General features: G+C 66.0%; 11 protein-coding genes and 3 pseudogenes. 11 read left to right on the top strand and 3 right to left on the bottom strand.

Features of this window, described 5'->3' with window-relative positions; all coding sequences use genetic code 11:
• Positions 1–202: 202 nt before the first annotated feature.
• The 6 genes and pseudogenes from G205_RS04850 to G205_RS04825 all read left to right on the top strand — a co-directional run bounded on the left by G205_RS04850 (position 203) and on the right by G205_RS04825 (position 5,999).
• Positions 203–1,303, top strand: coding sequence for an ABC transporter ATP-binding protein (locus G205_RS04850; protein ID WP_009356991.1), 1,101 nt, complete (start codon positions 203–205; stop codon positions 1,301–1,303).
• The gene (locus G205_RS04845; RefSeq protein ID WP_009356990.1) at positions 1,303–2,034 is read left to right on the top strand and encodes an ABC transporter permease; all 732 of its coding nucleotides are present in this window, start codon (positions 1,303–1,305) and stop codon (positions 2,032–2,034) included. Before G205_RS04850 ends, G205_RS04845 begins: the two co-directional genes overlap by 1 nt.
• Positions 2,031–2,774 carry an ABC transporter permease gene (locus tag G205_RS04840; protein ID WP_009356989.1) on the top strand — a complete coding sequence of 248 codons (744 nt, stop codon included), beginning with the start codon at positions 2,031–2,033 and terminating at the stop codon, positions 2,772–2,774. The genes G205_RS04845 and G205_RS04840 overlap by 4 nt, the downstream gene beginning before the upstream one ends.
• Positions 2,771–3,733 carry an ABC transporter substrate-binding protein gene (locus G205_RS04835; protein WP_009356988.1) on the top strand — a complete coding sequence of 321 codons (963 nt, stop codon included), beginning with the start codon at positions 2,771–2,773 and terminating at the stop codon, positions 3,731–3,733. Before G205_RS04840 ends, G205_RS04835 begins: the two co-directional genes overlap by 4 nt.
• 140 nt (positions 3,734–3,873) lie before the next feature.
• Positions 3,874–5,092: pseudogene (locus tag G205_RS04830) on the top strand (pyridoxal phosphate-dependent aminotransferase).
• A 52-nt stretch (positions 5,093–5,144) separates the two neighbouring features.
• Positions 5,145–5,999, top strand: a complete 855-nt coding sequence (locus G205_RS04825; protein WP_009356987.1) for a polyphosphate kinase 2 family protein — start codon at positions 5,145–5,147, stop codon at positions 5,997–5,999.
• A gap of 9 nt (positions 6,000–6,008) precedes the next feature.
• Here G205_RS04825 and G205_RS20940 read toward each other — a convergent pair.
• A pseudogene (locus tag G205_RS20940) lies at positions 6,009–6,226 on the bottom strand (exodeoxyribonuclease VII small subunit).
• A complete protein-coding gene (gene xseA, locus G205_RS04820) occupies positions 6,219–7,556 on the bottom strand; it encodes an exodeoxyribonuclease VII large subunit (RefSeq protein ID WP_009356986.1) in 1,338 nt (445 codons plus the stop codon). Before xseA ends, G205_RS20940 begins: the two are co-directional and overlap by 8 nt.
• 164 nt (positions 7,557–7,720) lie before the next feature.
• Here xseA and G205_RS04815 point away from each other — a divergent pair, with 164 nt between their 5' ends.
• Together G205_RS04815 and G205_RS04810 are read left to right on the top strand one after the other, a co-directional pair.
• The gene (locus G205_RS04815) at positions 7,721–8,572 is read left to right on the top strand and encodes a hypothetical protein (protein ID WP_009356985.1); all 852 of its coding nucleotides are present in this window, start codon (positions 7,721–7,723) and stop codon (positions 8,570–8,572) included.
• Between the two features lie 9 nt (positions 8,573–8,581).
• Positions 8,582–9,658, top strand: coding sequence for a 4-hydroxy-3-methylbut-2-enyl diphosphate reductase (locus G205_RS04810; protein ID WP_009356984.1), 1,077 nt, complete (start codon positions 8,582–8,584; stop codon positions 9,656–9,658).
• A gap of 92 nt (positions 9,659–9,750) precedes the next feature.
• On the opposite strand, the pseudogene G205_RS04805 reads toward G205_RS04810, so the two are convergent.
• Positions 9,751–10,976, bottom strand: a pseudogene (locus G205_RS04805) (DNA recombination protein RmuC).
• A 90-nt stretch (positions 10,977–11,066) separates the two neighbouring features.
• Here G205_RS04805 and ychF point away from each other — a divergent pair.
• The 3 genes from ychF (at position 11,067) to G205_RS04795 (ending at position 14,018) form a co-directional block, all read left to right on the top strand.
• Positions 11,067–12,152: a redox-regulated ATPase YchF gene (gene ychF / locus G205_RS04800; protein WP_009356983.1), complete on the top strand. Its 1,086-nt coding sequence runs from the start codon at positions 11,067–11,069 to the stop codon at positions 12,150–12,152.
• Positions 12,153–12,258: 106 nt separating this feature from the next.
• Positions 12,259–12,570, top strand: coding sequence for a hypothetical protein (locus tag G205_RS22500; protein ID WP_235046789.1), 312 nt, complete (start codon positions 12,259–12,261; stop codon positions 12,568–12,570).
• The gene (locus G205_RS04795; RefSeq protein ID WP_009356981.1) at positions 12,510–14,018 is read left to right on the top strand and encodes an ABC transporter family substrate-binding protein; all 1,509 of its coding nucleotides are present in this window, start codon (positions 12,510–12,512) and stop codon (positions 14,016–14,018) included. Before G205_RS22500 ends, G205_RS04795 begins: the two co-directional genes overlap by 61 nt.
• Positions 14,019–14,300: the final 282 nt, after the last annotated feature.

The raw sequence follows: 14,300 nt of genomic DNA, 5'->3' as shown, positions 1-14,300 counted from the left end.
TCCCCCAACGCCCCGTGATCAGGATCTGCGCCAGTCCGCATCACGTGCGGCTCCGAATGGTCACAGTAGGGAATCCTTTGCGCGGATTAGGTGCCGCCACCGGTGATGCCGGCCCCGGATTGGGTTACCGTAACTATCAGCGTGCTGATGACAATGTCGCGTGCATTCAGATGCCGTCCAACAGAACAGGTAAGTCCGCACCATGGACCAGGCGATGATCGAGTTCCAGAGCGTTACCAAGCAGTACCAGGGCGGGCAGCCGGCCGTGGACAACCTCTCGCTGTCCATCGCCAAAGGCACCATCACGGTCTTCGTCGGACCATCAGGCTGCGGCAAGACCACCTCGCTGCGCATGATCAACCGGATGGTGGAACCCACCAGCGGCACCATCACGGTGGGCGGCCGGGATGTCACCTCCGTGCCGGCCTCCGAGCTGCGGCGCTCCATGGGGTACGTCATGCAGTCCGCCGGCTTGCTGCCGCACCGCACGGTGCTGGACAACATCGCCACCGTTCCCCGGCTGAACGGGGTGTCCAAGGCGGACGCCCGCAGGCGCGCCGAGGAACTCCTGGACGTGGTGGGCCTGGCCCGACCCCTGGCCAAGCGGTACCCCTCGCAGCTTTCCGGCGGCCAGCAGCAGCGCGTCGGGGTGGCCCGCGCCCTCGCCGCGGATCCGCCGGTCCTGCTCATGGATGAACCCTTCAGCGCCGTGGACCCGGTGGTCCGCGACGAACTGCAGCAGGAGCTGCTGCGGCTGCAGAAGGACCTGGCCAAGACCATCGTCTTCGTCACCCACGATATTGACGAGGCCACCACGCTGGGGGACAGGGTGGCGGTCTTCGCCGTGGGCGGCAGGCTCGCCCAGTACGCCACGCCGGAGGAGATCCTGCGGGCACCGGCCAACGATTTCGTTGCCTCCTTCGTGGGCCGGGACCGGGGCTTCCGGCATCTGGGCTTCACCCCGTCCGACGGCGTCACGCTCCACCCGGTGCCGACCATCGTCCGCGGCCCGTCCGGCCCGGAGTCCGACCCGGCAGCAGCCGGCGGCTGGCAGTTGGTGGTGGACCAGGACATGCGCCCGCTCGGCTGGTCGACCCCCGGCACCGACACCGGGCTGATTCCCGGCGGTTCCCTGTTCCGGCCCGGCGAAAGCCTGCGGAAGGCGCTCGACGCGGCCCTGTCGTCGCCGTCGGGCCTGGGCGTGGCAGTGGATTCGGAAGGCAAGGTGCTGGGCGCCGTCCGGGGCGGCGAAGTCCTGGCGCTGATCGAGGAAGCACGCCAGCTGCGGCAGGCCGCACTCTGATGGAGTGGTTCCTCGCCAACAGCGGCATGGTCTTTGAACGCGCAGGCCAGCACATGGTGCTGGCCATTGTGCCCATGGTCCTGGGCCTGCTGATTTCCATCCCGCTGGCCCAGCTCGCCCGGCAGCACCGCGCACTCCGCTCCGTGGTGCTGACCGCATCCTCGCTGCTGTACACCATTCCGTCGCTGGCCCTCTTCATCATCCTGCCCACCATCCTGGGCACCCGGATCCTGGATCCGCTCAACGTGGTGGTGGCCCTGACCATCTACGCCATTGCGCTGCTGGTCCGCGCCGCCCTGGACGCCTTCGATTCCGTGGACGCCGAGATCAGCCAGGCCGCTGTGGCCATGGGCTACAAGCCGCTGGCACGGTTCCTGCAGGTTGACCTGCCGCTGTCCCTCCCGGTCCTGTTCGCCGGCCTGCGGGTGGTCTCCGTCAGCAACATCTCCCTGGTCAGCGTCGCCGCCCTGCTGGGCATCGGAAACCTGGGCATGCTGTTCACCTCGGGCCTGCAGCGGGACTTCGTGACCGAGGTGGTGGTGGGAATCATCGCCATCCTGGTCCTGGCGCTGGTCATGGACGCGTTGCTGGTCCTGCTGGAGCGCATCCTGACCCCGTGGGAGCGCGCCGGGAAGGGACGTGGCCCGCAGGGCCTGGCCGCAGGCAGGCTCGAGCCTGCATCCGCGGAGGCAAGGCTCGCCGCTCCGGGGACTGGGGGTGGAAGCGCGTGAGCGTCTTCAGCGATACCTTTGCCTGGCTGGCCGACCCGGAAAACTGGACCGGCGCCGCCGGCATCCCGGCGAGGCTGGGTGAGCACCTCCAGTACACGGGCCTGGTGATGCTGATTGCCGTGGCCATCGCGGTCCCCGTGGGCATGTATGTCGGACATACCGGCAGGGGCCGGGTGGCGATCGTGGCGCTGGCAGGGGCCTTGCGGGCCCTGCCCACACTCGGCCTGCTGACGCTCTTCGTCCTGCTCGCCGGGATCGGCCTCATGCCGCCGGTCTGGGCGCTGGTGATCCTGACCGTGCCGCCGCTCCTGGCCGGGACCTATGCAGGGATTTCCAGCGTGGACCGGAACGTGGTGGACGCCGCCCGCGCCATGGGGATGACTGAGCTCCAGGTCCTGTTCCGCGCGGAGCTTCCCAACGCCCTGACGGTAATGTTCGGAGGTTTCCGGACCGGCGTGCTGCAGGTGATCGCCACCGTCTCTGTGGTTGCCTACATCAACCTCGGCGGCCTGGGCCGGTACCTCTTCGACGGGCTGGTCCTCAGCGACTTCCCGCAGATGCTGGGAGGGTCACTGCTCATCGCAGCGCTGGCCATCGCCGTCGACCTTGTTTTGTCCCTGTTCCAGCGGCTGTTCCTGACACCAGGGGCAGCAGGGCAGTCCCGCCGCAGCCAGCAGGCTGCGGCCGATCTCACAGACCCCGTAGCCACGGAGCCTGTTGTCCAAGGAGGTAAACCATGAAACAAAGCCGTCACCCACGCCTGGGCAGGCGGACATTTGGCGGGCTGGCCGCAGGACTCGGCCTGGCAATGGCGCTGTCCGCATGCGGCGGTTCGTCAGACCCCCTGAGCGAGGCTCCGGAAACCACAGGCGGAGCATCCGGCGAAGCAACCTCCCTGGTGGTCGGCTCCGCTGACTTCCCGGAGAGCCAGATCATCGCCGAACTGTACGCGGGGGCACTGAACGCCGCCGGCGTTACCGCCACAACCAAGCCGAACATCGGCTCCCGCGAGGTCTACTTCAAGGCCGTCCAGGACGGTTCCGTTGACGTTGTCCCGGACTACACCGGCAACCTGCTGCTGCACGTCGACAAGGCAGCCACGGAGGAGTCGGCCGAGGACATCGCCAAGGCCCTTCCGGACAAGCTGCCGGACGGCCTGGCCGTGCTGGACGCGTCCAAGGCGGAAAACAAGGACGCCATGGTGGTCACCAAGGCAACGGCCGAGAAGTACCAGCTGAAGTCCATCGAGGACCTCGCAAAGGTCTGCAGCGAGATCACTGTCGGCGCCCCTGCCACCTTCGCCGAGCGTGCCTACGGGCTGCCCGGCCTGAAGGAGAACTACAACTGCGAGCCGAAGAAGCTGGAACCCTTCAGCGACGGCGGCGGGCCGCTGACCCTGAAGGCGCTGCTGGAGGACCAGGTCCAGGTGGCCGACATCTACACCACCACCCCGTCCATCGCCGACAACGACCTGGTGGTCCTGGAGGACCCGAAGAACAACTTCATCGCCCAGCAGGTCATCCCGCTGTACAACGAGGCCAAAATGACGGACAAGGCCAAGGAAGCGCTGAACAACGTGTCCAGCCAGCTGACCACCGAGGACCTGATCAACCTCAACCGTGCTGTCAGCGGCAGCCAGAAGCAGGGTGCCAAGGAAGCAGCCGAAGCCTGGCTGAAGGATAAGGGCATTCTCAAGTAGGGGCCTTTCACGCGCCCGCCGGGCCTTCCGCACTGTGATGACGACGGCGGCTGCCGGACTTTCCGAAGTCCGGCAGCCGCCGTCGTGCGTGTGGGCGAGGTCTCAACAGCCGTGCATCCTTCCTGTGGCATATTTGAGGGATGGCAGAATTCAGGCAGTCCACGAAGCTCAACAACGTCCTTTACGACATCCGTGGACCGATCCTGCAAGCCGCCCAGCAGATGGAAGCGGAGGGCCACCGGATCCTCAAGCTGAACATCGGCAACCCCGCACCGTTCGGCTTCGAGGCCCCCGACGCCATCCTGGTGGACATGATCCGCCACCTGCCCCACGCCCAGGGCTACAGCGACTCCCGCGGCATCTTCTCCGCACGGACGGCCGTCTCGCAGTACTACCAGACCCGCGGCATCCAGAACATCCACGTGGACGACATCTACCTGGGCAACGGCGTCAGCGAACTCATCACCATGTCCCTGATGGCGCTGCTGGACGACGGCGACGAAGTCCTCATCCCCACCCCGGACTACCCGCTCTGGACCGCCTCCGTCGCGCTGGCCAGCGGAAAACCCGTGCACTACCTCTGCGACGAGGAATCCGGCTGGCAGCCCGACCTGGAGGACCTGGAAGCCAAGATCACGCCCCGGACCAAGGGCATCGTGGTGATCAACCCGAACAACCCCACCGGCGCCGTGTACCCGGAGGAGACGCTCAAGCGCATCGTTGCCCTGGCAGAGAAGCACGCTGGTGATCTTCGCCGACGAGATCTACGAAAAGATCCTGTACGAGGACGCCGTCCACATCAACCTCGCCGGCCTCACCGGCGACCACGTCCTGTGCCTGACCTTCAGCGGGCTGTCCAAGGCGTACCGGGTGTGCGGCTACCGCGCGGGCTGGATGGCCATCTCCGGCCCCAAGAAGGACGCCGCCGACTACCTTGAAGGCATCAGCCTGCTGGCCAACATGCGGCTGTGCGCCAACGTCCCGGCGCAGCACGCCATCCAGACGGCGCTGGGCGGATACCAGAGCATCAACGACCTGATCCTGCCCGGCGGCCGCCTGCTGGAGCAGCGCAACAAGGCCTACGACATGCTGAACGCCATCCCCGGCGTGAGCACGCAGCAGGCACGCGGCGCCCTGTACCTCTTCCCGAAGCTTGACCCCGAGGTCTACCACATCCGGGACGACGAGAAGTTTGTCCTGGACCTCCTCAAGGAGCAGAAGATCCTGGTGTCCCACGGCCGCGCGTTCAACTGGGTGCGTCCGGACCATTTCCGCATGGTCACGCTCCCCAACGTCAAGGACATCGAGGAAGCTGTTGGCCGGATGGGGGACTTCCTGAGCAGGTACCAGGGGAACTAGCCTGTGCACACGGGCTTTGAGTCCCGTGGCACCTCGCGGAAAGGATCCCCCCATGGCCGGCGTCATTCGCTTCGATCAGCATCCTTCTGAAACCCTTCGGGTAGGGGACGGGTTTTCCCTCTCCGACGTCGATCCGGACTCCACTCCCGGCTACAGCGGCACCAAGGAGGACGGCCGGCTCCTGCTGGCAGACATGGACGACGAGCTCACCGAGTTGCAGGAAAAGCTGTTCGCCGAGTCCCGTTTCGGCGGCCGGAAGCGGATCCTGCTGATCCTCCAGGCCATGGACACCGCCGGCAAGGGCGGGATCGTCAAGCACGTCATGGCGGCCATGGATCCCCAGGGTGTCCAGTTCAAGGCCTTCAAGGCACCCACTGACGAGGAGAAGTCCTACGATTTCCTCTGGCGGATCGAGAAGGAAGTGCCGGCCGCCGGCATGGTGGGCGTCTTCGACCGGTCCCACTACGAGGACGTCCTGATCCACCGGGTGCACGGCTGGGCCAGCCCCGACGAGATCAAACGCCGCTACGCGGCGATCAGGGAATTCGAGGACCGGCTGACCGACTCCGGTACCAAGGTGGTGAAGGTGATGCTCCACATCAGCGGCAAGGAGCAGAAAGAGAGGCTGCTGGCCCGGCTGGACAACCCGGAAAAGCACTGGAAATACAACCGGGGGGACCTCGACGAACGCGCGTTCTGGGAGGACTACATGAACGCGTACCAGTCGGCCATCGAGGAGACAAGCACTCCGGACGCTCCCTGGCACGTGGTTCCGGCCAACAAGAAGTGGTACGCCCGGATCGCCGTGCAACAACTGCTCCTGGGCGCCCTGGAAGACCTGCACCTTGAGTGGCCCAAAGCCGAGTTCGACGTTCCCACCGAGCGGGAACTGATCCTCCGCTCCTGAGCGTGCCTGTTAGAGCGGCTGGTCGCGGGCAGCGGCCAGCCGCTTCCTTGCCCCTTCCAGCCATTCCTCGCATCGGGTGGCCAGGGCTTCGCCCCGCTCCCACAGCGCCAGCGACTCTTCGAGCTGGCGCCTCCGGCCTCGAGCCGGCCCACGACGGCGATGAGCTGCTCGCGTGCCTCCTCGTAGCTCAGGCCCGCGATCCCGGCGTCTGTTGTCTGCTCACTCATGAGCGTCTCCTTCCTGAAGTTCGTCCGTGTCCGCAGCAGGGCTGCCCGTTCCGGTGGAGGTGGCGCCGAAGCGCCCTTCCGCCACCCGGATGGAAAGCGGTGAGCCTGCCGGTGCATCCGCCGGGCGGCGGACCACAGCGTGGCCGGCAACCGCAGTGGGCGCCGCCTGTCCACCTGAGAGTTCGACGACGGCGTACCCGCGGTCGAGTGTCTTCTGCGGCGACAATGCCCGCACCTGCGCCTTGAGGTGTTCCAGCTGGTCCGCAGCCCGGACCACGGTGGAGTTCACGGCCGCCGACGACCGCCTCAGCAGCCGCTCGATCTCCTCCGCCCTGACAGTGACCAGCCCTTCCGGAGACGCCAGGACGGGGCGGGAGCGCAACGAGGCAAGCCTGTCCGCTTCCCGGTCCACCAGGCGGTCTATGCAGCGGCGTAGCTGTTCCCGCGCCTGCCGGACGCCGGCCAGTTCCTCGGACACCTCCGGGACAATCCGTTTGGCTGCATCCGTGGGCGTGGACGCCCGCAGGTCGGCGACGTCGTCCAGCAGCGGCCGGTCCGCCTCGTGCCCGATGGCACTTACCACCGGGGTGGCCGCCGCCGCCACGGCCCGGATCAGTTCCTCGCTGTTGAACGGGAGCAGGTCCTCGAGTGCGCCGCCGCCGCGGGCGATCACAATGACGTCCACCACGGGGTGGGCATCCAGCTCGCGGAGGGCCCGGACTACCTGCGACACCGCAGCGTTGCCCTGGACGGCCACTTCCCTGATTTCAAACTCCACCGCTGGCCACCGCAGCGCGGCGTTCCGCAGGACGTCCTTCTTGGCGTCCGAGTCCCGGCCGGTGATCAGGCCGATCCGGTGCGGCAGCAGGGGGAGCGGTTTCTTGCGTGAATCGGCGAAGAGCCCTTCAGCGGAGAGGGCCTGCCGGAGCCGTTCAATCCGCGCCAGCAAATCACCCAGGCCCACCGGCCGGATGTCGCGGACCAGCATATTGAGCCGGCCTGTCTTCATCCAGAATTCGGGTTTCAGCAGGGCCACCACGCGCGATCCGCGTTCAAGGGGCAGGTTCTGCCGCTCCAGTACCTTGGTCCAGACCGAGGCGGGCAGGGAAACTTCGGCATCAACATCCCGCAGCGTCAGGTAGGCGTTGCTTCCGCGCCGGTTCAGCTCGATGACCTGGCCTTCAACCCACGCGGAGGGCGTCCTGTCGATGTGGGCCTTGAGCTTCTGCGAGAGCAACTGCAGCGGCCAGGGGTTGTCCGGGGTGGTTTCAGCGGCCGTCGCAGGCAGCGTGGAGGGTGCGGTGCCGGGAAGGGAAGCCTGGTCAGACATGCAAACGCCCTTGCGGGACTGGAGCTGCGGGCATGGGGTCCTTCGTCTGTTGTACGGCGGCCATTCAACCTTATCCATAAGCTGTAGCATGCGGGACTGACAGAATCCCGCCAGGATCCTTTGCCTAGGATGGGTCTACCGCCAACAACGACGAAGGACCTGCTGTGCGCACTTTTGTTTCCGCCGTGGCCACCGTGCTGGGTGTCCTGCTGGCAGCCGTGGCCGTCCCGGCCATCTGGCTCGACCGCAACCTCGTCCAGGAGGACGGGTTCGTGGAACTGGCGGCCCCGCTGGGAAAGAACCCGGAGTTCCAGCAGCAGCTCGCCACGGCGGCTGTAGGAACCATTGACACCAGCGCAGTCCCCGGCTTCCTCGAGGACCTTGTCCAACCGGTGCTGGAGGACGCCGCCACGTCACTGGCCGGCCTGCCGGGGTATCCGGCGGCCTGGGAAGAGACCCTCCGCAAGAGCCACCGGCTGAGTTTCCCGCAGGCCCCAGCAGATCCGGGCGCCACCGGATCCGTGTCCTCCCTCACCCTGGACGTGGCGCCGCTGGTGGCACTGGGTGTTGAGGAGATCTCGCGGGCCACCAGGCTTCCGCTGGATCCGCCGGGGGAGACTCTGATCAACGTCGGCCAGCCCGAACAGCGGGAGTGGACGGAGCGGCTGGCGACCTACGCCCCCATGGGCTACATGCTTGCTGCAGGGTCCGGCATCGCCTTCCTCCTGGCCCTTGTTGCGGCCCGCCGGCGCTGGACGGTACTGATGGCCGCCGGGCTGGGCGGGTTGGCCCTCGCCGGGCTGTGGGCCCTCGGTGCGCAGATAGGTTCGGCGCGGGCGCTGGCCACGGACACCGGCAACGAGGTGGCCAACTTGTTCCGGAACGAATTCGTGGCCGCGGCCACCGCCGACTTCACGCGCTGGACCGTTGCTGCAGCCATCGCCGGTGGCGTGCTGGTGGTGTTGGGCACTGTGGCCGGGATCGCATCGCGGAGGCGGCCGGGGGCAACCCGGTAGCATGGAGAAATGACCTCCTCTGTTTCCCTTTCGATGCCCACCATCCCGCGTCGGCGCCGCTCCCCGGAGGAAGTAGCAGCTGCAGCCCCCGTCCTGGGAACCAAGAAGGTGCTGCTGGCCGCGCCCCGCGGTTACTGTGCCGGCGTGGACCGCGCGGTCATCGCCGTCGAAAAGGCCCTGGAACACTACGGCCCGCCGGTCTACGTGCGTAAGCAGATTGTGCACAACGTCCACGTGGTCAGCTCCCTGGAGGAAAAGGGCGCCATCTTCGTGGATGAAACCGATGAGGTGCCCGAGGGCGCCCTGGTCATCTTCTCTGCGCACGGTGTCTCTCCCGCGGTGGTCGAATCAGCCGAGGAACGCGGGCTGCGCACCATCGATGCAACCTGCCCCTTGGTGACCAAGGTGCATAAGGAAGCCGTCCGGTTCGCCAAGGATGATTTCGACATCCTCCTGATCGGCCACGACGGCCACGAGGAAGTCGAAGGCACGGCGGGCGAAGCGCCCGAGCACATCCAGATCATCAATGGCCCGCACGAGGTGGACAAGGTCACCGTGCGGGACCCGGAAAAAGTCATCTGGCTCTCGCAGACCACCCTCAGTGTCGACGAGACCATGGAAACGGTCCGGCTGCTGAAGGAACGCTTCCCCACGCTCCAGGACCCGCCCAGCGACGACATCTGCTACGCCACCACCAACCGGCAGGTGGCCATCAAGAAGATCTCGCCGCAGGCGGACTTGGTGATCGTGGTCGGCTCGGCCAACTCCTCCAACTCTGTCCGCCTCGTGGAGGTGGCCCTCGAATACGGTGCCAAGGCTTCCTACCGGGTGGATTTCGCCAACGAGGTGGACGAAGCCTGGTTCGAGGGTGTGGCCACCGTGGGCGTGACGTCCGGTGCTTCCGTTCCCGAAGTCCTGGTGCAGGATGTGCTGCGGCTGCTGGCCGAGTACGGCTACGGCACCGTGGAGGAAGTAGTCACCGCTGAAGAGGACCTCCTGTTCTCGCTGCCCAAGGAACTCCGCGCAACACTCAAGCAGGCTGGCGACGTCAGCCGTGCACTGGGCGGGCGCAGGCCGCGCAGCTGAAACAACGCTTCAACAAACGGGGCGGGCCCGCAGTTAGCAGCTGCAGGGCCCGCCCCGTTTCTTTTGCCCTGGCCCGGGCTGCTTTGCCCTTCCTAGGCCGCAGCCTCATCGTGCTGGAGCTCAGGAGCCGAAAGGGCGCGGGGTGTGGCCTCCACTGCCGGTGGCGCCGCCAGGCCCGATTCCTCCAGGGAGTTCAGCTTCCGTGCCGTAGGCAGCACCCGCGCCTCGAGTGTGCCCACCATCGCGTTGTAGCGGTCCACGGACGACTTCAGCGATGAGCCCAGCTTGCTGACGTTCTCGCCGAGTGTTCCCATCCGGTCGTAGAGCTGCCGGGCAAGGTCGAACAGTTCCCGGGCGCTGTCCGTGAGCACATCCTGCCGCCACGTGAAGGCCACTGACTTCAGGACAGCCAGCAGGGTGCTGGGGGAGGCCAGGACCACGTTGCGGGACAAGGCATGGTCCAGGAGTTCCGCGTCCGCCGAGAGGGCAGCTGCAGGATGGATTCCGCCGGGATAAAGCAGATCACCAGTTCGGGTGAGTTGCCCGGGATGTCCCAGTACTTCTTGTTGCTGAGGGCATCCACGTGCGCACGGAGGGCCTTCGCGTGGGCGGCCAGCAGCGCCTGCTGCGACCGGCCGTCCGCCTGGACAGTCCGCCCCTGCTGCCCGGGCCGGGAGTCCGCTGCGCCAAGCTGCTGGGCCTCCAGGTAGGACGACAACGGAACCTTGGCGTCCACCACCAGCTGCTTTTCGCCCGGAAGCTGGACCACAAGGTCAGGGCGGACAGACGAATCACTGCCGGCGCTGTGAAGCTGCTCCACGAAGTCCACATGGCGGAGCATCCCCGAGGCCTCCACCACCCGCCGCAGCTGCACCTCGCCCCACTGTCCGCGGGCGCTGTTTGAGCGCAATGCCGATTCCAGTGCGTGGGTGGACCGGATCAGCTGCTCATCCGAGTGCCGGGCCTCCTGCAGCTGCTGCGCGAGCTGGCCATACTGCTCCACCCGGTCGCGCTCCAGCAGGGCCACCTGCTGCTGCACCGCCGAGAGCTTCTCCGCCACCGGGGCAAGCGCGCGCAGCACGCTGCCGTCCTGCGTCCGTGCCTCGCCAAGTTCCCGGTTCTGTGCCGCCAAAAGCCGCCGCTCGGCGTCGGCCGCTGCGAACTGTGCGCTGACCTCTGAAAGCCGGGACGAGACAGCGTCGAAGTCCGCCTCCAGGGCATGCGAGTTCTTCCGCAGCACAAAGTAGGTGGCAGCTGCACCGGCAAGGGCGCCGAGCAGCAGCATGAACAAGGCCAGAATCAACGCAAAAACATCCATGCCCTCACTGTTGCATGGGGGGCGGACAATCGGGGGCAGTGACATCCACGGGTACAGGCGGGGGACGCCCTGCGGGTAGAATCAATGCTCGTGGCTCTTACTATTGGCATCGTCGGACTGCCCAACGTCGGCAAATCAACCCTCTTCAACGCGCTTACCCGCAACCAGGTCCTGGCCGCGAACTATCCGTTCGCCACCATCGAACCGAACGTCGGCGTCGTGAACCTGCCCGACCCCCGCCTCGACAAGCTGGCCGGGATCTTCGGTTCGCAGCGCATCCTGCCCGCAGCGGTCTCCTTCGTGGACATCGCCGGCATCGTCAAGGGCGCATCCGAAGGCGAAGGGCTCGGCAACCAGTTCCTTGCCAACATCCGTGAAGCCGAAGCCATCGCCGAAGTGGTCCGCGTCTTCGACGATCCCGACGTCGTCCACGTCGACGGCAAGGTGGATCCGCGCTCGGACATGGAAACCATCAACACCGAGCTCATCCTCGCCGACCTGCAGACCATCGAGAAGGCCATCCCCCGGATCGAAAAAGAGGTCAAGATCAAGAAGCGCGAGGCCGCAGAGCTGGCAGCCATCAAGGCAGCGCAGGCGGTCCTTGAACGCGGCGACACCATCTACTCCTCGATCAAGAGCGACAAGCTGGAGATGGAACACCTCAAGGAGCTCGGCCTGCTGACGGCCAAGCCCTTCATCTACGTCTTCAACGCGGACGAGGCAATCCTGGGCAGCCCGGAAAAGCAGGAGGAGCTCCGCGCCCTGGTTGCCCCCGCAGACTGCATCTTCCTGGATGCCAAGCTTGAGGCCGACCTCGTGGAACTGGACGAGGAAGAAGCCCGCGAAATGCTGGAAATGAACGGACAGGACGAGTCCGGCCTCGACCAGCTGGCGCGGGTCGGCTTCCACACCCTGGGCCTGCAGACCTACCTCACGGCAGGCCCCAAGGAAGCACGCGCCTGGACCATCAAGCAGGGGGACACCGCGCCACAGGCGGCGGGCGTCATCCATTCGGACTTCCAGCGCGGGTTCATCAAGGCCGAAGTGGTCTCCTTCGACGACCTCGTCGATGCGGGCTCCATGGCGGAAGCCAAGTCCCGCGGCAAGGTGCGGATCGAAGGCAAGGAATATGTCATGGCCGACGGCGATGTGGTGGAGTTCCGCTTCAACGTCTGAGCCGGTCCAGCGTCTGCCTGCGCGGACACCTTATCCTGACTATGTAGGGCGTGATCCTGGCAGCTCCAGGTCCCCTTTCCCCGAAGGGAAAACACAAGGAGGCGGCATGCCGGTCGGGCGTCTGATGCGTTATGTCACCGCGGCCCTTGCGGCTGTGGTGGTGCTTTCGGGCTGCTCCGGCGGCGGCACCGCGCCTGTGATCGTAGGGGAGGCGAAGCGGGGCGGGACTGCCACGGTCGCCGAAGTCAACGCGTTCTCATCCTTCAATCCGTACAGCGCCGACGGCAACACGGACATCAATTCCAAGATCGGTTACATCACCACTCCGGGTTCTACTACCTGGACGACAAGGCGGCGGTGGTCCGCAATGACAAGTTCGGCCGGTTCGAGAAGGTGTCCGACGAGCCCCTCAAGGTGAAGTACACCGTCAACGAAGGCGTCAAATGGTCCGACGGCGAGGCCATCGACGCCGGCGACCTCCTCCTCAGCTGGGCGGCAGGGTCAGGCTACTTCGACGACGCCGACCCCATGGCGGGAACCGGCACCAGATACTTTTCCACGGCATCGGACACCAGCGGGCTGGCCGGCACGGTCTTTCCCGAAGTGGGGGGAGACGGGCGTTCGATCACCCTCGAATACGCCACTCCGTACGCTGACTGGGAAGTAGCCTTCGACGTCGGCCTCCCGGCGCACGTCGTCGCGGCCAAGAGCGGGCTGAACGATGAAGAGGACCTGGTTGAACTGCTTCGCGACTCACCGCGGGGCGACCCAGAGAAGCCCGCGGTCAACACGGAGCTGAAGGCGGTCAGCGATTTCTGGAACTCGGGCTTCGATACGAAGGCCCTCCCGGACGACCCCGCCCTGTACCTTTCCAGCGGCCCGTACATCGTGGTGGACATCGTTCCCGAAGTCTCGATGAGGCTTGTCCGGAACCGGGATTACGTCTGGGGGTCCGAACCGTGGCTGGATGAAATCAACGTCCGGTTCACGGGGGCCCTTTCGGGGGCCGTCGACGCCCTGCGGAACGGGCAGGCGGACATCATTGCCCCCCAGCCCTCGGCCGGAACCGAAGACGTGTTCGCGGGCCTGGCGGAGCAGGGCAATACCCTCGAACGGTACAACCAGTCCGGCTATGACCACCTGGACCTCAACTTCTCCGGCCCGTTCGCCAGCCGGGATGTCCGAGAGGCATTCCTCAAGACCGTCCCGCGCCAGGCCATCGTCGACGCCGTGGTAGGGGACTTGCAACCGGACGCAAAACCGCTGGACTCCCACGTCTTCCTGCCGGCACAGCCCAAGTATGCGGACACCGCCAGGAACAACGGCTCAACAGAATTCGCCGAGGTGGATATCGAAGCTGCAAAAGAGCTCCTTGACGGGGAGACACCCACGGTCAGGATCCTCTACAACCGGGACAACCCCAACCGTGCAGAGGCCTTCGCCCTGATCCGGGACTCGGCGGCACTTGCGGGATTCCGGGTGGAGGACGGCGGGCAAAGCAGCGCCGACTGGGCCAGGTCACTAGGCGAGGAAGGCCACGACGCTGCGCTGCTGGGCTGGATTGGCAGCAGCGCCGGGGTGAGCCGCGTGCCGCAGATTTTCCGGACGGGCGCTGGCAGCAACTTCAACGGCTTCTCGGACACCGACGCGGATAAAGCCATGGAAGAGCTCGCACGGACCACGGACCTGGGCAAACAGGACGAGCTGCTCGCGGAAATCGACAAACAGATCTGGGAAAACGCCTACGGGCTCCCGCTCTACCAGACCATCGGCACCACCGCCTTCGGCCCGCGGATCACCGGCGTGAAATCAAGCTCCGGGCCCCTGGGCGTCTGGTGGAATGTGTGGGACTGGCGCCTGGCCTAACCCTTCGCTTCCAGCGGGACCTCCTTCCAGCGGCGCATCCTTGTGAGCGCTCACGCATCCGATTAGCGGCGCGGGCTACTCGCGAGTAGCATGTGACTTGCACAACTTCCGTTCACCGGGTATCGCACTGGAGCATCTCGGTCACGGTTTGGCAACGGAGTACCAGTATTTGGACTCCGTGCGGTTAGGCTAATCGTCATATGTAGGCTGCGTCACAGTGTGAAAGCTGCGTCCGGCCTGCGGGGAAGCACAAGAATTCCCTCGATATCTCCCACAACTCAT

Source organism: Arthrobacter nitrophenolicus (genome assembly GCF_000332815.1).
GTDB lineage: Bacteria > Actinomycetota > Actinomycetes > Actinomycetales > Micrococcaceae > Arthrobacter > Arthrobacter nitrophenolicus.
Note: the sequence above shows the minus strand (reverse complement) of the source record. Positions and strands in the feature narration are given on the sequence as shown.

Excerpts from the sequence above, each read along its gene's own strand:
- G205_RS04850 (WP_009356991.1), top strand. The coding sequence starts at position 203 with ATGGACCAGGCGATGATCGAGTTCCAGAGCGTTACCAAGCAGTACCAG.
- G205_RS04845 (WP_009356990.1), top strand. The coding sequence starts at position 1,303 with ATGGAGTGGTTCCTCGCCAACAGCGGCATGGTCTTTGAACGCGCAGGC.
- G205_RS04835 (WP_009356988.1), top strand. The coding sequence starts at position 2,771 with ATGAAACAAAGCCGTCACCCACGCCTGGGCAGGCGGACATTTGGCGGG.
- G205_RS04825 (WP_009356987.1), top strand. The coding sequence starts at position 5,145 with ATGGCCGGCGTCATTCGCTTCGATCAGCATCCTTCTGAAACCCTTCGG.
- xseA (WP_009356986.1), bottom strand. The coding sequence starts at position 7,556 with ATGTCTGACCAGGCTTCCCTTCCCGGCACCGCACCCTCCACGCTGCCT.
- G205_RS04810 (WP_009356984.1), top strand. The coding sequence starts at position 8,582 with ATGACCTCCTCTGTTTCCCTTTCGATGCCCACCATCCCGCGTCGGCGC.
- G205_RS22500 (WP_235046789.1), top strand. The coding sequence starts at position 12,259 with ATGCCGGTCGGGCGTCTGATGCGTTATGTCACCGCGGCCCTTGCGGCT.